The organism is Chloroflexota bacterium (assembly GCA_009840355.1).
Classification (GTDB): domain Bacteria; phylum Chloroflexota; class Dehalococcoidia; order Lucifugimonadales; family JADFKI01; genus Bin90.
In genome coordinates, this window is the sequence record VXNZ01000029.1 from 12,687 (window position 1) to 36,133 (window position 23,447).

A 23,447-nucleotide genomic window follows, 5' to 3' on the forward strand; every position below is an offset into this window, starting at 1 on the left:
GCCTCTGCTTGGTGCGGCTGCGAACGGTCATACCGAAATAGCTAGAGCACTCATCGATGCCGGTGCCGATTTCAATTCTAGTAATCAGGATGGTGTTACGCCTCTGCTTGGTGCGGCTGCGAACGGTCATACCGAAATAGCTAGAGCACTCATCACTGCCGGCGCTGATTTTAATTCAGGCAATCACGACGGCATTACGCCTCTGCACGCTGCGACTGTAAACGGTTATACTGAAATAGTCAGCATACTCATATCTGCTGGTGCCTAGTTCGATTCAGAGATAATCACCTCATCCACCACCCGTTCCGCCCACGCCTTCAGGTCGTCGTAGATGTCTTCGCCGCAGCGCGGGCATTCTAGGTCCCCAAAGCGCACCCGCACACCACATTCGGGGCAGGGTATCGGATCAGCCAGCGCGTTCATCACCACCTGTATCTGCTCTTCGGTTGCCATCTGATTCGCACCTTATCCTATCAATCCCGTTTATCCTGTTAGCCTCGTCTATTGCAAAGGCAGGGGCGGTTGCAGCCACTTGCCGGTGCGGTTGACTTCTATCTCGGTTATCCACTTCACCCACTCAAAGCCGCGCTTGTCGTGCGCCACTAGCCGCAATGGGAAGCCGTGTCCGTGCGACAGTCGCTCGTCGCCGACATGCGTCGCAAGGATGTACTCGTTCGCTTCTGACATCGAGAAACGGCGGTAGTATCCGGTAACCGAGCGCACCGTTACGCTCGCCGCGTCTTTGTCCGGCTGCGCCGCGCGAAGTAGATCGGAGAGCGCAATGCCGCGCCATATCTGCGTGGAATGCCAGCCGCCGGTGCAGTCTATCGTCGCGGTCGCGGTCGTAGTCTCGGCGTCCGTGATGTCAGCGTAGCGTATGCTCGTCGGGTTCGCCACGGCGCCGCCGATGTTCAGTCGCCAAGCGTCTGCGTCGATTGGGCGCGGATTATCGTTCAGCCACGATGTCAGTGGAAATGCGTTGCCGGTGAAACTGCCCGCTTCGTAAGAGCCGGTGAAACGCCGTGTGGCGCCGCTTAGCCCGCCGACACTCGCTGCCACCTCGCCTGCGCGCCATAGCGCCGCAGATGCTATTGCCAGACCCGCGAATCGCAGGAATGTGCGCCTGTCCACCCAGAATCGCAGCGGGAAACCACGCGTGTGATAGAGCGAGTGCCAGATGAGTATCGGGAGCAGCAGTGCGCCGATGTATATGTGCCAGCTGACGCCGCTGAACAGCCAGTAGGAATACGGACCGACGAACGACCACGCAAAGCCCAGTGCAAGCGTTGCCAGCAGGGCGACCGCCAGGACGATGGACGCCGTGCGCGGCGCAGCGCTGCGATGCCAGCGCAATGACCGGATTACATTAGCGGCCTTCCACACAAGAACCGCCACGATGCCCCAGCCAGCGATTCTGTGCGCGAGTATGAACACCGCCTCGTCCGGCGAGTTCGACACAAGCCCGAAGAAGCCGCTCACCAACTCCACGCCGATGAGCGCCAAGAGCAGGGTGTTCGCCCACGGAAATCTCACATCCCGTTCTCCCTGTCAACTTCGGGCTGCTTGTCTATGCTTGCTTGCTGTCTAGTCGCGTTTATGCCAGCCGCGATTAGCCCTCGTTCGCCATCACATCGACGAGCTCCTGCACGGCGTCTGCGGAGTGCTTCAGCGCCGCCATCTCGTCATCGTTCAGGTCGAACTCGATGACTTCGACAACGCCACTCGCGCCGAGCTTGACCGGCACACCGACGAACAGACCATCGACGCCGTACTCGCCTTCGAGCAGCGCGGTGCAGGGCAAAATCTCGTTCTTGTCCAGCAGAATCGCCTCGACCATCTGCGCGATGGCCGCGGACGGCGCATAGTACGCGCTGCCGGTCTTCAGGTAGTTGACGATTTCAGCGCCGCCGTCTCGCGTTCGCTGCACAATCTCTTCGAGGCGGTCCGCTTCGATCAGGTTGGCGACGGGAATGCCGCCGACCGTTGTGCTGCCTACGACCGGCACCATCGTGTCGCCGTGCCCGCCCAATACATATGCTTCTATGGAGTTGACGGATACGCTTAACTCCTCGGCGAGGAAGGTGCGGAAACGCGCAGTGTCGAGGATGCCCGCCATGCCCACGATGCGGTTCTTCGGAAATCCACTGACCTGATGCGCGCGCTGCGCCATCGCGTCAAGCGGGTTCGTAACCGGCAGGATGATGCATTCCGGCGAGTGCTTGACCACTTCTTCCACCACACTTCCGACGATGCGCATATTTGTCAGCAGCAGGTCGTCGCGGCTCATGCCCGGTCGTCGTGCGATTCCCGATGTGATGACTACGATATCCGAGCTGGTGGTCTCTTCGTAGCCGTTCGTGCCCACTATGGTGGCGTCCGAGCCGAGCACGGGTCCTGACTCCAGAATATCAAGCGCCTTGCCTTGTGGCAGCCCGTCCACGATGTCCACGAGGACGACATCGGCGTATCCCCTGTCGAATATGCGCTGTGCCGTCGTCGCTCCGACATTGCCCGCGCCCACCACCGTTACTTTGCTTCGCATTGTCTATATTCTCCCGGCTTCTGTCCGTGTGTTCGTTTCAAGCGCCGCCCCCTTGAGCGCTAACATTCGCGCCGCAAGGGGGCCTGTCGATACCCGCGACCTAGCGTCTAGCCCTGTGCCGCGACATATTCGTCCCAGCGCGCTTCGACATTCGGGTCTTCGACGGTTTCCATGATGTACTTACCGAACTCGGCGCTCGTAACGCCGGTATCGCGACCCGTCATCACCATCTTGCGCTCGTACTGCCCGCAGATGTCCAGCGCCTTGTGCAACTTGCCGCCCAGCGCTTCGAAACCGATGTGTTCTAGCATCATCGCGCCTGCGCGCACCAGCGAGCTCGGGTCGGCGAAGTGTGCCCTGCCGGTCTCGACCATTCGCGGCGCGCTGCCGTGAATCGCCTCAAACATGCCGTATCGCTTGCCGATGTTCGCGCTTCCCGCCGTGCCTACGCCGCCCTGAATCTGCGCCGCTTCGTCGGTCAGGATGTCGCCGTACAGATTCGGCAACGCTAGAACTTGGAAGTCCTTCTGCCGTGCCGGATTGATGAGCGCGGCGGTCATAATGTCAATGTACCAGCCGTCCCATTCGATGCCGGGGTACCGCTCGCTGACCATTCGCGCGGTGTCCAGGAATTTGCCGTCGGTCGTCTTGACGACATTCGCCTTGGTTACTATCGTAACACGCTCTCTGCCTGTGCGCTGCGCGTGCGCGAACGCCGCGTCGATGATGCGCTCGGCGCCCTGACTGGTGATTACGCGGAAGTCAATCGCGAGGTCGTCGGACACGTTCAAGCCCTGACTGCCGACCGCGTACATGTCTTCTGTGTTCTCGCGGAAGAATGTCCAGTCAATGCCTTGGCTGGGAACGCGCACCGGTCGCACATTGGCGAATAGGTCCAATTCCTTGCGCATTGACACATTCGCGCTCTCGATGTTCGGCCAACCGTCGCCTTGTTCAGGCGTGTGGGTCGGACCCTTCAGCGTTACATGGCACTGCTTGATTTCGGCGAGAACATCGTCCGGGATGGATTGCATCTTCGCGGCGCGATTCTCGATGGTCAGCCCGTCGATGACTCTGAACTCAACCTTGCCGGACGCCACTTCGTCGCGCAGCAGGTACTCTAAGACGGTCTGCGTTTCCGCGCTGATGGTGGGGCCAATGCCGTCGCCGCCCAGCATGCCAATGATGATGGGGCTGACATCGGAATAGTCAACCCAGTCGCCTTCTTCTTTCAGACGCTCGGCACGCTCCAGTTGCTGCTGCAAGACAGTTCCGAAGTGCTCTTTCGCAGCTTCGATTGATTGTGTGTTGTCCACGCCGACTCCTTTCGCTTACCGGCAGCGTTGCCAGTATGCTGATAGTGTATTGCCGATTGCCTATCGCCGAATGCGTTATGCGTTATGCCTTTGACTGATACCTTTGACTTATTCCTAATATCTATTCTTGGTGATGCGAATCGCGGGGCGTTAATGCTCTGTGTGATGTGTCTTGCGCGAATATCGCCAGGGAAACGTATTCTTAGTGAATCACCTATGTCGATATGACGGCGAGAACGGCGTCTCGCGCGACGGTTGCGCCAATATCGGCGACTAGCGCCTTCACCGTGCCGCTTGCCGGTGCGGGCAGTGTGTTTTCCATCTTCATCGCTTCCAGCACCACGAAGTCGTCGCCCTCCGTGATCGGTTGCCCCTCTTCGACGGCGTATCGCAGCACTACACCCGGTATCGGCGCGATCACCGCAACTTCGTTCGCTGCTACGGCAGCCGGGCTTGCAGACGCCGATTCTCGCTGCGATTTTGGCTCGGGTGTAGGTGCAGCATCTTCTGCCATTTGCCGGCGCGACCGGCGTTCCATGCTCACCGTGGTTGCGCGCGCAGTAGCTGTCTGAACAACCGCACCGCTATCGTTCGCGTGCGGCTCTACTTCCACCTCGAAATGTGCGCCGTCCACGTACACGTTGAAGACGCGCGCATCCGGGCTGCGTTCTCTGTCGGTTTGTGGTGAGGCTGTTGCTGCGCCGTCGTCGTCCGTATCGGTGCGTGGCTTCATCTCGTCCGGCATTGGGTCGAGCCCGTGCTTGATTCGCAGAAATGTCATGCCGGTTGTCGGATACAGCGCGTAGATTAGGGCGTCTTCGATGTTGTCCGTCATGTGCTTGACGGCATCGCGCGCGCCGTCCAATTCGGGTGGCAATTGCGAATAGTCCGCGCCTTCCTTCGGAGCATCGCCAAGCGCTCTTTCGCGCAGAATTGGCGATACTTCGCCCGGCGGCGTGCCGTACTTGCCTGCCACATAGTCGCGTACGGGCCCGGTTACCATCCCATAGCGGCCGAATAGTACGTTGTTCACTGCCTGTGAGCCTGTCATTTGGCTCAACGGCGTCACGAGCGGCGGATAACCCATATCCCTGCGCGTGCGCGGAATCTCCGCAAGCACTTCGTCGAGCCGGTCGATGGCATCCGCTTCGCGCAATTGGGACACAAGGTTGCTCATCATGCCGCCCGGTATCTGGTGGTCGAGCGTGCGAGCGTCTATCACTGCCACGCGCGCGCTTTGCAATTCTCGGCGATACTTGGGCAACACGTTCTCGAAGTAGTCGTCGATTTCCAACACTTTGTCGAAATCTATGCGCAGCTCCCGTTCGCCGCCGCGCAATGCGAACAATAGAGGCTCGATTGCGGGCTGCGCCGTTCTTAGCGCAAGTGGTGCACAGCAGGTGTCCACACCGTCCACGCCCGCTTCGATCGCCTTCAGAACCGACATCGCCGCCATGCCGCTGGTGTAGTGCGTGTGTAATTGCAAGGGCACATCGACAGCCTTCTTCAGCGCGCCGATGAGCGTGTAGGCGTCGTAAGGCGCAAGCAGCCCGCCCATATCCTTTATGCAGATGCTATCCGCGCCAAGCGCTTCGTATTCCTTCGCCTTGCCGAGATAGTAGTCTAGGTTGTAATACGGCCCGCCGAGCCTGCCTTCTTCGGTTACCGAGTAGCAGATCGCCATTTGCAGATGTTTGCCGGCATTCTTGACTGCCGCCGCCGCGCGCTGAACATTCGCCGTGTCGTTGAGCGCGTCGAACACGCGGAAGATGTCGATGCCGACAGCCGCGGACTGCGCCACGAAGGCGTCAACGACATCGTTCGCGTATGCGCGATAGCCGACGAGCGACTGACCGCGCAGCAGCATGGACAGAGGCGTGTTGGGTATCAAGCTCTTCAGCACGCGCAGTCGTTCCCAAGGGTCTTCGCCAAGAAAGCGCGTGGTGGCGTCGAATGTCGCGCCGCCCCAGACTTCCATCGCATCGAAGCCCGCAGCGTCCATCGTGGGCGCGATGTCCACCATGTCTTCGAGACGAAGCCGCGTAGCCATCAGACTCTGATGCCCGTCGCGCAATGTCGTATCGGTTATCTTTACTGCGCTTGCTGCCATATCGTCAGCCCTTGCTATCGAAATCTATCGTCTGCCAGTGCCAGTATTATGCCGGTGCCGTCTTCTGCCAGCGCTAGACTCGTTTACCAGCGTCCCGTCCATGAGCGTGGACGCGCCGCGAATGCGCTACCATTGCCGAACACTTCAGGCATTGTGCTGCGCCGCCATGCACTTATGCCGGCGTCGCCAGAATCATCGCCGCCTCGCGTATCACCCATCAGCCCCACAGCGCGCGCCTCGTTGTCGAGGTACGCCTGCACAGCCGCGACGACTGCCGCGAGCGTGCCTGGTGCCACAGCGCTTGCGGTGCTCTGCGTCCGTGTGATGCGCATCACAGCGGAATGATCCCGTGCTTGCGGCGCGGGGATTCTTGCCGCTTGTTCGCGAGCATGTCCAGCGCCCTGTTGACTTTGCTGCGCGTGTCCGCCGGGTCGATCACATCATCGATCAGCCCGTGCGCCGCAGCGATGTATGGGTTGACCAGCCGATCGCTGTATTCCTGCACGAGCCGCTCGCGCAGCGCGTCCGGGTTGTCCGCAGCCTGTATTTCCGCGCGGTGCATAATGTTCACCGCGCCGTCCGGTCCCATCACCGCAATCTCGGCGGTGGGCCAGGCGTAGTTGATGTCGCCTAGCAAGCCCTTGCTGCTCATCACGATGTACGCGCCACCGTAAGCCTTGCGCGTCAGCACGCTGATTTTCGGCACGGTCGCTTCGGCGTATGCGTAAATCAGCTTTGCGCCGTGCCGGATGATGCCGCCGTGTTCCTGATGCAGGCCCGGCATGAAACCCGGCACATCGATGAATGTCAGCAGAGGAATGTTGAACGCGTCGCAGAATCGCACGAAGCGCGCCGCCTTGTCCGATGCGTTGATGTCCAGCACGCCCGCAATGTGCGATGGCTGCTGCGCTACCACGCCCACACTTCTGCCGTCCATGCGCCCGAACCCGACGATGACATTGCGCGCGAAAGTCTCGTGCACCGGCATGAAATCGCCGTCGTCCACCACGCTTTCAATGATGTGCGCCATGTTGTACGCGGCGTTGGAATTTTCAGGGATGATGTGCAGCAGTTCGGCGTCGCGCCTGTCCGGGTCATCGGATGACGGTTTACGGGATGGGTCTTCCATGTTGTTCTGCGGCAGGAACGAAAGCAGCCTTTGCACGGCGGCTATGCTGTCCGCTTCGGTGCGATGCGCGAAGTGCGCCACGCCGCTGCGTGTGGCATGCGCCGCCGCGCCGCCTAGCCGCTCGTGCGTAACCTCTTCGCCGGTAACCGCCTTGATGACATCAGGTCCCGTGATGTACATCTGCCCGGAGCCGCGCACCATGAATATGAAGTCTGTGAGTGCAGGGGAGTATGTTGCGCCGCCGGCTGCAGGTCCCAGCACGACGGAAATCTGCGGAATCACGCCGGATGAACGCACATTACGCAGGAAGATGTCGGCGTATCCGGCTAGGCTGAGCACGCCCTCCTGGATGCGCGCGCCGCCGGAGTCGATGAGGCCAATCATCGGTGCGCCGCTGTTCGCCGCCAAGTCCATGACCTTACAGATTTTCTGCCCGACGACCTCAGAAAGCGAGCCGCCTAGCACGGTGAAATCCTGCGAATACGCGAATGTGAGCCGCCCGTTGACTGTGCCGAAGCCGGTAACAACCGCATCGCCGAGCGATCGCTGATTTTCCAAGCCGAACTCGGTGGAACGGTGCTGCGCGAAGGCGTCTAGCTCCTGAAAGCTGCCCGTGTCGAAGAGAATGTCGATGCGCTCGCGAGCCGTCTGCTTCCCGCGGCTGTGCTGCGCCTCGATGCGCCGCGCGCCGCCGCCCAACCGACCCTGCTCACGCCTCGCGTTGAGGTCGTCCAGCGCCTCATCAACTCTTCTGCGAACAACCATATCTTCTGCCGTTCCGCCATCCTGCGGGCGATTTCTGTATGCCCCAGTATGGCGCAATTTATGCGCTTATATCCAAGTGAAAAGGTATCATATAGCGCCACCAGTGGCAAGATAATTCCGATGGCAGGCGGCACCCATATGGATAAGCGATTCGGGGTATAGCTTGCGCTGTGTTAGAATCAACTCCGTCAAAGAAGCCCACTTTCCGAGTCAACGACAGTTTGCTGAATGAACGCATTCACCGACAGACCACTTGCGCCAACAAACATCGGCAATCGCACTTTTCATTGGGGCTGCCGCACGTTCGTCATGGGCGTACTCAATGCGACGCCGGATTCGTTCTCAGGCGATGGGCTTGCCGACGATATTGACCGCGCTGTCAAGCAGGCGTTGCGCTTTCAGTACGACGGCGCGGACATAATAGACATTGGCGGCGAATCAACTAGACCGGCATCTCTATATTCCGGCGCCGGTCCTATTTCGACCGAAGAAGAATTGGCGCGGGTGATACCTGTAATCGAGGCCCTGGCGCCCGTGTTGGACATTCCCATCAGCGTTGACACATACAAGGCGGAAGTTGCGGATGCTGCACTGGATGCAGGCGCGGCGATGATAAACGATGTGTGGGGATTCCGCCGGGATCCGGATATGGCTGCCGTCGCCGCTGACTCCGGAGCGCCAGTAGTGCTGATGCACAATCAGGCGCATACGCGATATGACGACTTGGTGCCAGATGTAATCGCGCAGCTGAGGAGCATGGCGGACGACGCCGTTGTCGCAGGCGTGAAGCCAGAGAACATCATCCTCGACCCCGGCATGGGCTTTGGCAAAACCGCCGAACACAACCTTGAAATACTGCGCCGGCTCGGCGAGTTTCACGTGCTTGACGCTCCGCTGCTTGTGGGCATGTCGCGCAAATCTACAATCGGCTATGTGCTAGACCTGCCCGTTGAAGAGCGTCTCGATGGCACAGCGGCGACGGTCGCGCTCTCGGTCGCTTACGGCGCGGACGTCGTGCGCGTCCACGATGTCAAGGAGATGGTGCGCGTCGCCAAGATGAGCGATGCTGTCGTGCGCGGTTGGACGCAACCTGATGCTTAGCAAAGCGTACATCGGGCTTGGCTCGAACCTCGGCGATTCTGCGGGCAGTCTTCGCGCCGCAGTCGATATGATGCGCGAATTCGCGGTCGATATTCGGCAGTCCCCGATGTATAGGACCGCGCCGCAAGGATTCAGCAACCAGCCGCCTTTCTACAACGCCGTGTGTCGCGTGGCGACGGTACTCACGCCTTACGAGTTGATGGAAGGCCTGCTGCGAGTCGAATCTGAAGTCGGGCGCCGCCGCACATTTCGAAACGCGCCGCGCTTGCTCGACCTGGACATTCTGCTGTTCGGTCCGCGCGTGCTGAACACGCCGCCGGTCATCCTACCGCATCCGCGTATGACAGAAAGGCTATTCGTGCTAAAGCCGCTAGCCGACATAGCGCCGCAACTGAGACACCCAGTGAACGGGCTAACCGTCGCCGAGATGCTGCGCAGCCTACCCGCGCAGTCCGATGTGATAGAGCGGGTGGAATGGCGCTAGAAGGCTGCGATTCGCCCGCGGGCCGGGGGCAGTCGCCTGCACTTAGGCGACGCAAGTTATTCAACGCAGCGCGGGCGGCAACATGTTCGGTATCGTGTCCTCTATTGGATAGGCGATGTCGCAGACGACGCAACTAAGGCTGCCTTCGACAACCTCGTCGTCCTGCTCCACGCTGACAACGAGGTTCAGCTCGCCCTTGCACTCTGGGCACACTAGAATGTCCATTAGGTTGCGGCGCAATTCTTGCTCTCCAATGCCGTGTGTTATGGCCGTCCGTTAGGCGAATGGCGAGATTTCTTCCGGGCGATGATTGAATTAACTTGCTTACCCATCATCCATAACCATCATCGTAATGCCAATTCGTACAGCGTCTTCAGTATGTCCGATAGCAGGAAGACTGCCAACCCTAGTATGACGATGGTGTTGTAGCCGGAGACCGCGCGCAGAGTTTTGCGCAGGCGGGTCGTAGGCGGCGGCGCTTCTTCGCGAAACGCTTCCGTTATCGATGTGCGCTTGCGCCTTGACCACGCCAGCGCGAACATCCAGACTGACAGAGCAATCTTTACGCCAAGCGTTACGACATATGGCAATCCAACGACTCCCGGCGTCAGGCGGTGCAGGGTGAGGATGACGCCCGTGGCAATCAGCACATAGACGCAGGTCTCGACTAGCGCGCGAAACTCGGATGCTGCCGCAGCGTTGACGAGCCGCGAACCTTCCGGCGAGCGGCGCAGTGTGGGTCGCAGCACGAGAAGGTAGAATATGCCGCCGCCGACCCACGCCGCCGCGGACAGCAGGTGCAGCCAGCGCACCACCACGAAGAACGCATCGGACAGGCTCATATGTCAGCCTGCGCGCGGCTAAGCAGATATGCCAAATAACGCGGCGCGAAAGTATGCATGAGTCAGCCCTAATGCACGATTTCTGCGAGTATTTCTTCCAACTTCTCCTCGTCCAGGATGCCTTGCCACTTGCGAACGATATTCTGCTCTTGGTCGATGAAGACCGTCATCGGGAAGCCGTTGACTTGATACTTCATGATGATGTCGTCCTCGTCCGGGCCGAGCGCGTAGGTAACGCCCACTTCGTTCACGAAGTTCTGCCCGTCTTCCGCCGTGTCGATGCCCACGAGCTGCACGCCCACGAACTCTACGCCATCTGCCTTGTGGCTCTGATACACGCGCTCGAATTCCGGCATTTCCGCTACGCAGGGCGGGCATGATGGAAACCAGAAGTTGAGCACAACCGGCTTGCCCGCGAGGTCGGATAGCCGCAGCGTCTCGCCCGCCTGTCGCGTCTCCGTGCCGAACAGAGTAAGCGCAAAGTCCGGCGCTGCTTCTGCTGATGCGCCGTTGCCCGGCTCTACTGTCTGCGCGCTTGGGCCGCACGCCGTCGCGAATATCAGCATTGTCAGGCACAGCAAGCCGACCGGCCCAAGCCGCTTTCGTACCTTTAACAGCGCTTTGACCTCTGACGGCATTACATTTCTTTGCATATCTCTATCTCCGAATTCGTAGTCAACCGAAGTTTATGTGCAAATGTGATGCTGTAATTATCCACAACGATTCATGCACGGCTGATGTTTAGACGGTTACTCGCGCTCTGCGATAAGCTCTTCGGCGTATCGCATCAGGGTTTCGGCGCGGTCGTTGGGCACATCGCGCGTGTCGAAGTACAGGCGCAGCGCGTCCTTTGGCGTCAGACCGCGCGTGTTCTCATCCCCTAGGCGCGTTCTCGCCCTGTCAGCCACATCCTTGGCGATGGACGCGATGTGGTGCGCCGGTCGCAGCGCGTCTCGGATGCTGCTTTCTACCAGCAGTGGTTCGAGTTCGGCGGGCAGCGCGATTCGCAGCCGCACAATAGCGCCGGCTAAGTCTGCGGATTCGATCACCTTGATGACCGTCGCCGTCGGATCATCGTCGCCGCTGTTGAGTTTCACGTCGATAGTCAGAAATGGACGAGCGTCATTCTTCACGAACTCGAAGCTAGTCAAGCGTGAGCCTTGCGGCTTGTCCGGGTCAAGCTCGATTACGCAGAATCCCTTGTCGTCCTTTTCCTCGCCGAAATCGACGCGTTGCGGGCTGCCGGAATAGACCACATACGGATTCCGGCTCAATACCTGGTGGCGGTGGACGTGCCCCAGCGCGACATACTCAAACTGCGGCAGTGCGACGCTGCTGTTCATCAGCACATGGTCGTGTCCCAGCATCATAGATTGCTCGGATGCCAGTGTTGACTGGCCGATGGTTACATGCCCGGCGAACACCGCCGGCACGCTCGCGTCAAGCTGCTCCGCCTGAAAACGCACGGCATCGTCTATCATCCGCTGGATGGCGTCGTTAATCTGCTGGTGCGTCATGCCGCGCGCCGCGTCGCTCGCCAAGAAGTCGCTGCGCTTTATCCACGGCAGCGCGACAATCTGCAAAGGACCGCTGCGAGTTTGCACCGCGTAGGTTTGCAGTCTGTCGCCGATGTGCACATTCGCCACATTCAGCGTGGGGAAGATTTCGAGCGCCGTCGCCTGTGCGATGACCTGCGGCGTGTCGTGGTTGCCCACAAGCAGAAATGTCGGAATGCCTGCGCCGGACAGCCGCGCAATGCGCTTGGCGAATTCGCGCTGCTGCGTCTGCGACGGATCGCGGCTCCTGTACGCATCGCCGCAGAACAGTACGAGATCGACATCCGTATCGATCGCATAGTCCACAAGTTCGTCGAACGCGTGCAGAAAGTCGCCGAGCCGCGACGACAGCCCGGTCTCCGGGTCTATCCTGCCGTAATTCTCCACACCAATGTGGATGTCAGCGAAATGCAGTATGCGCATTTGTTCCTGCTCTGTTCGTCAGTCTCAACTTCATCCCTTACTTTTTGATGTATGGTCTGAAGGTTGGGACGGGGAGAAATGAGATTAGAGTACCTGTGCTTGAATTGAAACCTGTATCATATACCCGTGCCGCTGAATAGCGCCCATGATAACCGTGCGCAATTACACCCGTAGGCGCGCGCTCAATTCGGCGTCCAGCGTGTCGATTGGGATGCGCGCCTGCTCCATCGTGTCGCGGTCGCGTATGGTAACGGCGTTGTCGTCGAGCGAATCGAAATCGACGGTGATGCACAGCGGCGTGCCGATTTCGTCTTGCCGCCTGTAACGCCTGCCGATGCTCTGCGCGTCATCGTATTGTACGAAGCCGTCGATCGCTCCACTCCGCCGCACCTTGTCGTACACCTCGCGCGCAAGCGGCACGAGCCGCTGATTGCGACTGAGCGGTAGAATCGCCGCCTTGACGGGCGCAATCGTGGGATGTAGTTTCAGCAGCACCCGCTTCTGGGTGCCGCCGCTCGCGGTTGGCGCTTCCTCTTCGGTATAGGCATCCACCAAGAAGGTCATAACAGCGCGGTCAACACCCGCGGCCGGTTCTACGACATAGGGCGTGTACCGCTTGTTCGCCGGCTGATCGAAATATGTCAGCCCGTGTCCGCTGCTCTTAGAGTGCGCCTTCAGGTCGTAGTCCGTGCGGTTGGCGATGCCCTGAATTTCGCCCCATCCCCACGGGAACAGGTACTCGATGTCGTAGGTCGCCTTGGAGTAGTGGGACAGTTCGTCAGCAGTGTGGGCGCGCACTCGCAGCCTGTCGCTATCGACGCCCAGCCCGGTGTACCAGCCAAGGCAATCCTGAATCCACTTCTCGTGCAGTTCTTCGTCTGTGCCGGGTTCAACGAAATACTCGATTTCCATCATCTCGAACTCGCGCGTGCGGAAGATGAAGCCGCCGGTCGTAATTTCGTTGCGGAACGCCTTGCCGATTTGCGCGATGCCAAAAGGCAGCCGTTTGCGCGATGAGTTGAGCACATTTTCGAAGTTGACGAATATGCCTTGTGCCGTCTCCGGTCGCAGAAAGGCGATCGAGGCGTCGTCTTCGACAGGTCCGACGAATGTCTTGAACATCAGGTTGAAGTTGCGCGCTTCAGTGAGTTCGCCACCGCAGGCAGGGCACTTGCGCTCTTCGAGCTGGTCTTCCCGCCAGCGCCGGCCGCAAACGCGGCAGTCAACGAGCGGATCGGTGAAGCTATCGACATGTCCGCTCGCGCGCCAGACTTCCGGGTGCATCAGGATGGACGAGTCCAGCCCGACCATATCGTCGCGCTCCCAGACGAATGTGCGCCACCAAGCGTCCTTGATGTTGCGCTTGAGCTCCACACCGAGCGGGCCGTAGTCCCAAGTGCTCGCCATGCCGCCGTAAATCTCGCTGTTTTGGAAAATGAACCCGCGCTGCTTGGCAAGCGATGCGAGGGCGTCCAAATCGACTGTTGATGTGCTGCTGCCTTCTGTCACTATGCTTTTAACCTTTTCTCTTGGTGTTAGATTCCTCTGGCCTCAGATATACACGCGACGTCAGGGCTATTCGCGGCGCCGTTAGTGAAGATTATATCAAAGTGGCAGGGCAGGGCGTAGGGAATCGCGGATGCGTGGATAAGGAAAGCCCGCGAATGGTGTCGCGGGCGATCAAAAAATGTTCTGGAGGCGACGGGCGGATTCGAACCGCCGATAGGGGTTTTGCAGACCCCCGCCTTAACCACTTGGCTACGTCGCCAGATACAGGACTTTGGTGCCGAGGAGGAGATTCGAACTCCTACAGCCTTGCGGCCACAGCGCCCTCAACGCTGCGTGTCTACCAATTCCACCACCTCGGCTTAGTGCTCCATCAGAGAGCGCCGAAAATGAGCGCGTCTCAGGCTGTCGGCTGTCCAGTCCGACAATTATAGCCAAAGCCACGAAAATTGTCCACTTTTGCGCACGAAAATCAGGCAAAAATACAAGGGCGACTGGGCAACAAAACGTCCGACTTGTCTGCGGATTCAGACAATTTTTATGAAGAGACTGATAGAGACGAGGGATTGCTTGCCATTCTTACTTATGTCGCAATTCCGGCACAGATCAAGGACATCCGTAATCAACCCTGTACACGGAGGGATTCTTGTGGAGTATCTGTCTCTCCATCATCCCCGTGCTCGACGGATGCGAGGATCGAGAAGGTCTCGGATGCCGTCGCCTAGCAGGTTGAACCCCAGCACAGTGACAAAGATGGCAGCTCCGGGCAATAACAACAGCCGAGGCGCTGTCTGGAGGTGAGGACGCGCGTCGTTGAGCATTGCTCCCCACTCCGGCGCGGGCGGTTGAGCCCCAAGACCCAAGAAGTTAAGCCCAGCGATGCCTAGGATAATCCAGCCGACGTCCAAAGATGCGATTACTATAATTGGTCCCAGGATGTTAGGAGCAATATGCCGAAGGATGATGCGAAGGTTGCCAGCTCCGGTTGCCCGCGCTGCAGTTACATACTCCATCTGTCGCGCCCCTAAGGTGATTCCGCGTATGACGCGAGCGTGGCCCACCCACCACACTGCTCCAGCGGCAAGTAACACATTGAACAGGCCGGGGCCCAATGCGCCTGCCACTGCCAGAGCCAGGATAAGCGAAGGAAATGCCAGCAGTAGGTCCACCACGCCCATCAACGCCGTGTCCAGCCACCCGCCGTGGTACCCGGATAGTATGCCCACTATCAGTGCGATAGTCATACTGAGCGCCAAGGTTGCTGCTGCTGCGAGCAGGGTCAAGCGAGCTCCGTAGATGATTCGGCTGAATGTGTCCCGTCCCAGGTGGTCGGTCCCCAGTAGCTGCTCCGTCGAAGGAGAGAGCAATCGTTCGGGCAAGTTTATCCGGGTGGGGTCATCCAGGGGAAGCCATGGCGCGAATATGCCTGCTAGCAACAGCGATACCACCAGGAACAAGCCCAATGCTGTGCCGGGTTCCCGCAGCAGCGCTGTCCACTGACGCCGCCGACGGGAACCGCTGCTTTTGGACGGGAATATGCCTCGTTTAGGCGGAGAAACGACACGCTCCATAGCGTGTTTGGTATTGCTCCTCATCAGTCGCTACACCTCCTCTTAACTGAAACGCAGGCGAGGGTCTGCGACGCGGAGGGCAACGTCCGCCGCCAAGTTGACTAACAACACGACCACAGCGATGTAAGTTACGAACCCCTGCACTACTGGGTAGTCACGGGTTAGAGCCGCGCCCACCATCAGTTGTCCCAGTCCGGGCCAAGTAAAGATGGTCTCCACTATCACGGCTCCGCCGAGCAGGTAGCCTAGATGCACCCCCGTAGCCCCGATGGCAGGCAGCAGTGCGTTACGAAGTGCGTGTCCGGAGACGACGAGTTTTTCGGATAGCCCTTTTGCCCGCGCCGTGCGTATGTAATCTTGCCCAAGCACCTCCAGCATACTGGCGCGTATTAGTCGCATCAGCTGCGCCATAGGCGCAAGGGACAGGGCAATGGCAGGAAGCGCGATATGCGCCACCGAACCGTAGCCCAGGGCAGGTAGCCAAGACAGTTTCACGGCGAACAAGATGATCAGTCCGAAGGCAAGAGCGTAGGATGGCGCCGCCGCGCCAACCAGCGCCGCCAAGCGCGCTGCGGAATCTCGGATGCCGCCGCGACGTTGTGCGGACAGGATGCCCACTGGCACGGCGACTAGCAGAGCGAGGGCAAAAGAAACTGCAGTGAGCAAGACTGTCGGCACGGTGCGCCGGGCAAGCTGTGCTGCAACGGGCTGCTCCGTCACATAGGAGCGGCCCAGGTCGCCAGTCAATGCACGGGTCATCCAGCGAACGTACTGCGTCGGAACCGGTGCGTCCAAGCCCAGCTCTATGCGCATGGCGGACACTTCGGCTGGGTTGGGTATCTGCCCAGGGTTGCGCTGGCGCACGACAATCTCGGCGGGATTGCCGGGCGCCAGATTAAGTAAAGTGAAGGTTACAGCGGAGATGCCTAGGAGCATCAGAGGCAGCGTTACCAACCGTCGCACCATGTATGCTCCCATGTTGGCGCTGTCCTCCTTCTCCTAGGCTATTGCTGCGCGTAATTATTCCGCGAGTCCAATTCGGTGGTCGAAGAAATAGAGGCTGGTGGGGTGCGGCTCGAAATCGGTTACCTGTTCGCTGACACCGTAAACCATGTACACATGCGACACCGGCATAAACGCGGTATCGTCGGTTACTACGGCTAGGGCGTCGCAGGCGATTTCCTTTCGCTGCTCGATATCGGATACGTCAGCGGCTCTGGCGACTATGTCAACCAGTTTGGAACTGTCGTAGTGCCCGTAGTTGTTGGCGCCGCTTCCAGTGGCGTCGGCGCGAAGACCGGCGTATTTGCTGACGTTTACCACGGGGTCTCCGGTTTCGACTACGTTATTGAACCATCCAAAGAGATCCCATGCCGGCTCGTTGACCACTGTCCATTCAGTAATGCGGACATCGGCTTTAATGCCCACATCTATGAGCATCGCTTGGGCTGCCTCTGCCATAACTGGCAACCGGAATCGTTCGGGATAGCCGCCGATGATTAGTTCCAGCGGTTCGCCATTCTTGTCAACGAAGCCGTCGCCGTCGGTGTCGGTATATCCTGCTTCTGCCAGCAGTTCGCGAGCTCGATCAGGATCGTAGGCTGGCGCGCTCACTTCAGGACAAGACACGAAAGCTTCCGGAAGCAGAAGTTCAGCGAAGACCCCGCTCGCTTCTGTGTCCACCACGCCTGAAATGCTCTCGCGGTCGATGGCGTGCGCCATCGCTCGTCTCACCAACGGGTCAGACAACGTGCCACGCTCGAAATTAACCCACCACATCACCACGGATGTGCCAATTGGGGCGGATTGGCTGTGCATTCCCGGCTGTGCGTCGATTGTCGCGGCGCCATTGGGCGAAATGTTGATGGCAATGTCAATATCCCCGGACTGTAAGGCGAGCTCCCGGCTGTTGGTGTCGGGAATGGCAAAATGCTCAATGCCTGCCAATGGTGGCATTCCACCCCAGTAGTCGTCGTTAGCGATGCTGCTAAGGCGCTCTTTCTGGATATATTCGGTGGGGATGTAGGGTTTAGGGCGCCTGCGGCAATGAAATTGCCCTCCCCTGCGGCGTCAGCCGCTACCGCGTCGGTAATCGCCGTTGCCGGGGAAGTCAACAAGCCTGGCAAGGTCGGTCGCGGCTCTGTCGTAGTAACCGTGACGGTATGGTCATCCTTGGCAGACACGGAGTCGATGCCCAGATTGTCCGCGGATGCCGCAGACAACCGGACTGTCCTCTCCAAGGATGCCTTGACTGCCTCAGCATCCATCTGGTTGCCATTGTGGAACTTGACATCTGTCCGGAGCGCAATTTCCCATGTCAACGGGTCTATCTGCTCAGCGGATGTTGCTAACCATGGTTCGGGACTGAGATCGGTTCCTGACAGCCGGAACAAGTTCTCCGACATCCCGGACTGGTTGGCGACCCAGCCGCTCTTCACTGGGTCCAGAGGGCTGTCAAGCCAAATGACGCCCGCATTCAGGGTAGGACGTTCGTCTGCGGCAGTGGGGGCTGCGGCGGGTTGTTGTGGCGCTGCGGTGGCTGCCGGCGCCTGAGTGGCTGCCGGTGCTTGAGTGGCTGCTGGTGCTGGTGCTTGTGTAGCTGCCGGTGCTTGAGTGGCTGCTGGTGCTGGTGCTTGTGTAGCTGCTGGTGCTTGAGTGGCTGCCGGCGGGGTTTCTGCCGACCCGCAGGCAAAGGCAAACGCCAGGACGAATACTAACGCCAACGGCATTAGATGCTTGATTTTTGAGTTTCCTATGGGCAAAATTATCCTCCGGATGATTGTTGATTGACAAATGCCGATGCATTGACTCAGATGCAACGGGTTAACTGCTCGATATACACGCGTAGAATCAGCTGCTTCCCCCACGACGCCGCAACATGCGGCGGCGGTCAGCTCTGCTCAGGCGTGGCTCTGCCTGCATGCGCCAAACCGTTATGCCACCCTGCGCGTTCAGGGCGGCAAGCGCTTGTCCGTCAGGCCGCCAGTACAGTTGGGACACTGAGCTGCCTACATTTTCTACCCCTATCCGGCTGCCTTCTCCATTTCGCTGCAGCGACCACGCCGCCACAGAGCCATCGCGTCCGCCCGATGCCAAACGCATCTCGCCGGGAGCGAAGGCAAGCGTGGTTATGGGTTGAAGATGATGCTCAAGTACGCCGGGCCGCGTGCCTTCAGGTCCGCTTCCGTCGAAGCTCCAGACCATAACGGCATCGCCGCCGCCGGTTGCCAAGAGTGTGCCGGTATCGTCAAAAGCCAGTGCCGACGGCTTTGCCGGATAACCGGTCATCATGGAGTCCTGCCCGGTGCTGCGACGCCAGAAATGCACCGAGTTGTCCTGACTGCCACAGGCTACGATCCCTCCGTCGGCGCTCAGCACCATCGAAACTAGGGAGCCTTGCCACTCTAGCTTTTGGCCAATTTTGCCATTTGACCCGTCTAGGAAAGCTACTTGACCGTAGCATGCCGTCGCCAGATCCCCGGCGCCGGACCATGCGATCGCGCTGACGGTGCTGGGATGATCGTCATACTGCCAAAGCTCGCCACCGTCCGTGTCATAAACGCGAACCTGTCTGGAGCAGGATACCGCGAACCGTTTGCCGTCCGGAGACCATGCGACATTTTCCACCCAACCGTTGCCAAAATCGATAGTACGGCTTACTTGGCGTTCTACGGCGTTCCAGATTAAGGCTTTTCCATCCTGCCCCGCGGTGGCGAACTCGTTGCCGTTGGGGTGGACTGCAACGGCAAGTACTCCTAAGTCATGGACGCCGTTCTGCGCCCAAGCGGTCTCCCCTGACTCGCCGTTGAATGCGTAAATGCCACCTTCGGCATCGCCGACAACCAGGGCGTCGCCCTGAAGGCACCATCCTCCGGCTATTGCGTAGTCGCCGACTTCCGCAGACCAGCCTTGGGATAAGACACCCCTTCTGAGGGTGTTTAGATTAGACATGCTTCGAATCCCTCCCGCATGCCCTGCTCATCCAGGTTGCGACCGATGAATACGAGCTGATTGCGGCGAGGCTCTTCGCCCCATTCCCGGTCCGGCTGCCCATCAAACAGCATGTGAACTCCTTGGAAGACGAATCGGCGCGATTCTCCGGCAACACTGATGAAGCCCTTCATTCGGAATATGTCCACGCCACGTTCCATAAGCAGCCTGCCAAGCCAGCTGTTGAGCCTTTCGGCATCTACATCGCCTTCCACCTCAATTGAAATGGAGCCTACCTCATCGTCGTGTTCGTGCTGTGCCACCCAGGTTCGTTCAACTTCGGGGTGCACCACCGCCCCATCTGCGTTTAATTTGATGTCGAATTCCTCGGCGAGGTGCTGGGCGTAGATGCCGACCTGTACGGGACTATCGGCATTAAGGAAGAATGACTTGCGTCCCGGATAATCGAGCTGGAGGTTCACATGCTCGTCTGCGGGAATGTCTTCGCCCGGCTGAATAGACTGCGCAGGTTCGGCGTACTGCCGCACACACCACTCCGCGCTATCACGGAGGGCGGCATCATCCGCGCCTTGTTCGGAAACAACGACCAGTGACATCGTCGGGTCGGGGCCCTCTTCCAGAGTAAGCTCGTAGCGGCCTTTGTCCAGCGAATATACTCCCGTCCATTCGAAAGGATACTCAGGCTCTAGGAAAGTGGGACGACGATCAAGTACCTGGTCCAGGTCAAAGGCGCCGAGATCCAGTACGGTTTTGACGGGAACGTTCGCGTGCTCACTGCGTACGACTTGTGCCATTCGGTTGATGTCTCTAATCCGAGATTCCAGTCTGTCCAGCGCTTCATCTTTGACAAGGTCCGTCTTGTTGAGAACTAGGACGTCGGCGAAAGCTATCTGCTCCGTGCTTTCGTCGCTGCGACCGAGCTGCTGTTCAATGTGTGCCGCATCAACGAGCGTAACGATGCCGTCGAGGGCGTACTCAGCGGCAAGTTCTTCGTCCATAAAGAATGTCTGGGCGACCGGACCCGGATCGGCAAGCCCGGTGGTTTCCACCAACACATAGTCAAACTTGTCGCGGCGCTTGTTGAGGTTGTTGAGCACCCGAATCAGGTCTCCGCGCACTGTGCAGCAGAGGCAACCGTTCGACATCTCAAAGACTTCCTCGTCAGCGTTGATGACGAGCGCCTGGTCAATTCCAACCTCTCCAAATTCGTTCTCAATCACCGCAATCCGTTTACCATGTTCCTCAGTCAAAATCCGGTTGAGCAGGGTTGTCTTACCCGAACCAAGAAATCCTGTAAGGATGGTAACTGGCACTTTTTGAGCTAAAGTCATATGCAAACCCTCCATAGCGCATTACTCATAGTGCATACCATTACAACATGTTGCCTTTTGATACTGCATACCATTGCAGGCAACATTGAATCGTACACCGCAGGCACAATCGCTGTCAATCAAATTAATAGAGAACGGCAACGGTCGCCAACTGGCGCCGTTGCCGCGCGTAGGGTCTATTGTCGAAGGAAGTGTGGCTGCATGCCTTCCAAGACTTACCGGCAGGATGCGCTACCGCCATAGCACAAGTAGGCATGGCATAGGGGCGCGTCCCGGTCTGCACCAACTAGGGATTCTGGCAAGCCTCTTGCAGCCACTCCCGGTCCTCGCCCTCCAGCATGGGTGCGATGGTGTCCCATACCTGTTGGTGATATTCATCCAGCCACTGGCGTTCCTCGCGGGAAAGTTGATCCCAGTTAATGAGCTTCTTCTCGAATGGAATCAATGTCAGCGAATCCATCCGCAGCCACTTCCTTCCATCGGGATGCTCTGGAAGCTCCTCGTCCGGGAGGACAACGTACAGGTTTTCCAGACGAATGCCGCCCCATCCTGCCTCATAATAGCCGGGTTCGTTGGAGACAATCATACCGGCCTTGAATGGCTCGTCTGCGCCACGGGGAGAGATTCGCTGTGGGCCTTCGTGGACGTTTAGGAATGCGCCGACGCCGTGTCCTGTGCCGTGCCCGAAGTCTAGCCCAGCGTTCCACAGGAAAGTACGCGCCAGGGCGTCGAGGGCAACCCCTCCGGTTCCTTCGGGGAATTTCTGCATTGCGAGTTTGATGTGGCCCCGCAGGACCAGGGTGTAAACTTCCTTCTGGCGTGCCGAGGGTTCCCCAACGACCACCGTGCGGGTATCGTCCGTAGTGCCGCCCATGAGTTGCACGCCGGAGTCAACAAGGAACAGTTCATCGTCGCGGATGGGAACGTCGGGGCTGGCGTCGGCGTAGTGGACGATCGCCCCGTTGGCGCCGGCACCGGCGATGGTGGTGAAGCTGAGGTCGCTGAATCCTTCCTCGCTGGAGTACTCGTCGTACAATATCTGGCAGTAATCCGCTTCGCTGACAGTCTCGCCCGCATTGATTGAGTCATGTAGGCGTTTGAAGCTGCGGATTTTGGCGGCGGCGGCGTGCCGGTGGGAGTTTCGGGCAGCGGTAATTTCCGCTTCGTTTTTGGCTGCCTTTAACGCCACGGTTGGATTGGGCATTTCCAGTAGCTCTTGATCTTCGTGGAGCATCAACAGGGTGCCCATGGTTGTCCCGCTGGGGTCCAGCCAGACCATGCCCGAGGCTTCGGCGCCGTAACGCTCGATCACTTCGGAGTAGGCATCATAGGGCTGAAAGTCGATTAGCGAGGTCAGGGCTTCCGTTACCTCGCCGGGGGGAGAGACTCGGGTGAAGCAGGTGGCATTCTCAGGGTCAATCACCAGATAGCCCTCGAACACAGGATTGTATTCAATATCGCCGCCCCGCAGGTTAGTTACCCATGCAATCTCGTCCAACTTGGTCAGTACCAGTAGTGTTGCGCCCGCAGCATCCATCTCTTTGCGGATGTCGGCAAGCTTCTCGGCGACGCTGCGACCGGTAACCTCGTCCGGCAGCTGATAGATGGCATTGGCAGGCGGTTGCGGCTGCTCGTCCCAAACGGCGTCCACAAGGTTGACGTTGACCGGCACCAGTGCGCTATCCGGGGATTTCAGGGCGGACTTGTACACTTTGATTTCCTGCATCGAGACTACGAATGGGTCGAATCCCACGCGAATGCTTCCCGATTCCTTTTCCAACTCGGTCAACCACTGGCGAAGGGTCTTTTCCTTGGCAAGCCCGAGCTTGTGGACTCGGAAATTGTCGTGGTCAACCTCGTCGTCCGCCTGAATGTGGTAGCGGGAATCTACGAACAGATGGCTCTTGTCCGGGCATATCAGGGCGTCGCCGGCGGATCCCCGAAAGCCGGTGATTGCCGTCCGGCGGCGCGTGTATGCAGGCACATATTCGTTGAGGTGGGCGTCGGACGAGGTTACGAGATAAGCGTCTATCTGTGCCTCTGCCATCAGGCGGTGGAGGCTGCTAAGCCGATTGGACAGTGTTTGCTTGGTGTCTGCCATGATTATCGATGCTCCTTTGAAAACAATCTAAACTGATTCCGGTTCACTTACAGGCTGTAAATTGCACTGAACCGAACCTTCGCCCCATATTGAGCGGCTTATTCCGCGACTTTGGCAGAAACTCAATAATAAACGCTGGCATTGACTTAGGTCAAAGTGCATATTGGGTGGCATCCGTTATACGGCGAGAGGGGAAGTGACATGGATGAATAGGATGGGCAGTATGGGGCGATGACAGCAGGGTAGGGACTGCCGCAATTGGTTTGCCATGCCGGCGCGTGGCGAGGAAACCGGAAGGGGGCGTAGCAGTGCGTGATGCCCGGAAAGTGTGTTTTGGGCGGAATGGTGGAGACGGGGGAGAGTCGCACTCCCCGTCCAGAAAACCCTTCGGCTAAGATGTACTACAGGCTTAGTCGGTAATTGAGTCTCGCTCTATGAAGCGCCTACCGACGGGTCACTTCGCAGAGCCAGCCGATGGGTTAAGCCTTTTCGTATCGGCGTCTGTCAGGCTTTCCCCCGATAATATGGCACCCGGTCACCTCTCTCGGAGGGAAGAGATGGCGGATGTAGCCGCGGTTAGGCGGCTAGGGCAAACTCTTTGTCGTTGCCAGTTACTTTTTTGCCACTTTTAACGCGGTGCGTGGCGCCTCGGCCTGCAATCTTGCGAAGACGGCTCCCTGTCGAACCTGCGCGTCCCCACTTGCTGGTGATATTGTAGC

At 58.8% G+C, this 23,447-nt stretch carries 22 protein-coding genes, 2 tRNA genes, 1 other RNA gene and 1 pseudogene (1 of these 26 only partly in view); 4 read left to right on the top strand and 22 right to left on the bottom strand.

Annotation, left to right across the window (positions count from 1 at the left end; translation table 11 throughout):
* A pseudogene (locus F4X57_08980) lies at positions 1-41 on the top strand (hypothetical protein); it begins 1,801 nt to the left of the window's first position.
* On the top strand, positions 1-268 hold a 268-nt coding region (locus F4X57_08985), incomplete at its 5' end, for an ankyrin repeat domain-containing protein (GenBank protein ID MYC07289.1). The pseudogene F4X57_08980 and the gene F4X57_08985, both read left to right, overlap by 41 nt.
* Here F4X57_08985 and F4X57_08990 read toward each other — a convergent pair.
* From F4X57_08990 to F4X57_09020, 7 genes are all read right to left on the bottom strand, one after another.
* The gene (locus F4X57_08990) at positions 265-453 is read right to left on the bottom strand and encodes a hypothetical protein (GenBank protein ID MYC07290.1); all 189 of its coding nucleotides are present in this window, start codon (positions 451-453) and stop codon (positions 265-267) included. The genes F4X57_08985 and F4X57_08990 overlap by 4 nt on opposite strands.
* A gap of 48 nt (positions 454-501) precedes the next feature.
* Positions 502-1,533, bottom strand: a complete 1,032-nt coding sequence (locus F4X57_08995; GenBank protein MYC07291.1) for a molybdopterin-dependent oxidoreductase — start codon at positions 1,531-1,533, stop codon at positions 502-504.
* A gap of 76 nt (positions 1,534-1,609) precedes the next feature.
* Entirely contained in the window at positions 1,610-2,542 is a 933-nt protein-coding gene (gene mdh, locus F4X57_09000) for a malate dehydrogenase (protein ID MYC07292.1), read from the bottom strand.
* A gap of 107 nt (positions 2,543-2,649) precedes the next feature.
* Entirely contained in the window at positions 2,650-3,858 is a 1,209-nt protein-coding gene (locus F4X57_09005) for an isocitrate/isopropylmalate dehydrogenase family protein (protein MYC07293.1), read from the bottom strand.
* A gap of 214 nt (positions 3,859-4,072) precedes the next feature.
* On the bottom strand, positions 4,073-5,968 hold the full coding sequence (locus F4X57_09010) for a pyruvate carboxylase subunit B (GenBank protein ID MYC07294.1): 1,896 nt from the start codon (positions 5,966-5,968) through the stop codon (positions 4,073-4,075).
* Positions 5,969-6,051: 83 nt separating this feature from the next.
* Entirely contained in the window at positions 6,052-6,300 is a 249-nt protein-coding gene (locus F4X57_09015; protein ID MYC07295.1) for a hypothetical protein, read from the bottom strand.
* On the bottom strand, positions 6,300-7,862 hold the full coding sequence (locus F4X57_09020) for an acyl-CoA carboxylase subunit beta (GenBank protein ID MYC07296.1): 1,563 nt from the start codon (positions 7,860-7,862) through the stop codon (positions 6,300-6,302). The genes F4X57_09015 and F4X57_09020 overlap by 1 nt, the downstream gene beginning before the upstream one ends.
* 228 nt (positions 7,863-8,090) lie before the next feature.
* Between F4X57_09020 and folP the strand changes: the two genes are divergently transcribed.
* Both folP and folK read left to right on the top strand, forming a co-directional pair.
* A complete protein-coding gene (gene folP / locus F4X57_09025) occupies positions 8,091-8,963 on the top strand; it encodes a dihydropteroate synthase (protein MYC07297.1) in 873 nt (290 codons plus the stop codon).
* On the top strand, positions 8,926-9,447 hold the full coding sequence (gene folK, locus F4X57_09030) for a 2-amino-4-hydroxy-6-hydroxymethyldihydropteridine diphosphokinase (GenBank protein ID MYC07298.1): 522 nt from the start codon (positions 8,926-8,928) through the stop codon (positions 9,445-9,447). The genes folP and folK overlap by 38 nt, the downstream gene beginning before the upstream one ends.
* A gap of 60 nt (positions 9,448-9,507) precedes the next feature.
* Here folK and F4X57_09035 read toward each other — a convergent pair whose 3' ends face one another.
* The 15 genes from F4X57_09035 to ssrA all read right to left on the bottom strand — a co-directional run bounded on the left by F4X57_09035 (position 9,508) and on the right by ssrA (position 23,426).
* Positions 9,508-9,687, bottom strand: a complete 180-nt coding sequence (locus F4X57_09035) for a Trm112 family protein (protein MYC07299.1) — start codon at positions 9,685-9,687, stop codon at positions 9,508-9,510.
* A gap of 104 nt (positions 9,688-9,791) precedes the next feature.
* Complete coding sequence (locus F4X57_09040) at positions 9,792-10,289, bottom strand: hypothetical protein (GenBank protein MYC07300.1); 498 nt, start codon at positions 10,287-10,289, stop codon at positions 9,792-9,794.
* Between the two features lie 68 nt (positions 10,290-10,357).
* Positions 10,358-10,942, bottom strand: a complete 585-nt coding sequence (locus F4X57_09045; GenBank protein MYC07301.1) for a TlpA family protein disulfide reductase — start codon at positions 10,940-10,942, stop codon at positions 10,358-10,360.
* Between the two features lie 96 nt (positions 10,943-11,038).
* Positions 11,039-12,268: an exonuclease SbcCD subunit D gene (locus F4X57_09050; GenBank protein MYC07302.1), complete on the bottom strand. Its 1,230-nt coding sequence runs from the start codon at positions 12,266-12,268 to the stop codon at positions 11,039-11,041.
* A gap of 162 nt (positions 12,269-12,430) precedes the next feature.
* The gene (locus F4X57_09055; protein MYC07303.1) at positions 12,431-13,744 is read right to left on the bottom strand and encodes a glycine--tRNA ligase; all 1,314 of its coding nucleotides are present in this window, start codon (positions 13,742-13,744) and stop codon (positions 12,431-12,433) included.
* A gap of 217 nt (positions 13,745-13,961) precedes the next feature.
* Positions 13,962-14,036, bottom strand: a tRNA-Cys gene (locus F4X57_09060).
* A gap of 13 nt (positions 14,037-14,049) precedes the next feature.
* Positions 14,050-14,136: transfer RNA gene (locus tag F4X57_09065), tRNA-Leu, on the bottom strand.
* A 306-nt stretch (positions 14,137-14,442) separates the two neighbouring features.
* On the bottom strand, positions 14,443-15,345 hold the full coding sequence (locus F4X57_09070) for an ABC transporter permease (GenBank protein ID MYC07304.1): 903 nt from the start codon (positions 15,343-15,345) through the stop codon (positions 14,443-14,445).
* A 42-nt stretch (positions 15,346-15,387) separates the two neighbouring features.
* Complete coding sequence (locus F4X57_09075; protein MYC07305.1) at positions 15,388-16,323, bottom strand: ABC transporter permease; 936 nt, start codon at positions 16,321-16,323, stop codon at positions 15,388-15,390.
* A 42-nt stretch (positions 16,324-16,365) separates the two neighbouring features.
* Positions 16,366-17,367, bottom strand: coding sequence for a hypothetical protein (locus F4X57_09080; GenBank protein ID MYC07306.1), 1,002 nt, complete (start codon positions 17,365-17,367; stop codon positions 16,366-16,368).
* Positions 17,124-18,107 (bottom strand): hypothetical protein, encoded by a 984-nt coding sequence (locus tag F4X57_09085; protein ID MYC07307.1) that lies wholly within the window; start codon positions 18,105-18,107, stop codon positions 17,124-17,126. The genes F4X57_09080 and F4X57_09085 overlap by 244 nt, the downstream gene beginning before the upstream one ends.
* An 88-nt stretch (positions 18,108-18,195) precedes the next feature.
* On the bottom strand, positions 18,196-19,296 hold the full coding sequence (locus F4X57_09090) for a PQQ-binding-like beta-propeller repeat protein (protein MYC07308.1): 1,101 nt from the start codon (positions 19,294-19,296) through the stop codon (positions 18,196-18,198).
* Complete coding sequence (locus F4X57_09095; protein MYC07309.1) at positions 19,284-20,627, bottom strand: GTP-binding protein; 1,344 nt, start codon at positions 20,625-20,627, stop codon at positions 19,284-19,286. Before F4X57_09095 ends, F4X57_09090 begins: the two co-directional genes overlap by 13 nt.
* 286 nt (positions 20,628-20,913) lie before the next feature.
* Positions 20,914-22,728, bottom strand: coding sequence for an aminopeptidase P family protein (locus tag F4X57_09100; GenBank protein MYC07310.1), 1,815 nt, complete (start codon positions 22,726-22,728; stop codon positions 20,914-20,916).
* A gap of 343 nt (positions 22,729-23,071) precedes the next feature.
* Positions 23,072-23,426: a transfer-messenger RNA gene (ssrA, locus tag F4X57_09105) on the bottom strand.
* Between the last annotated feature and the right edge of the window lie 21 nt (positions 23,427-23,447).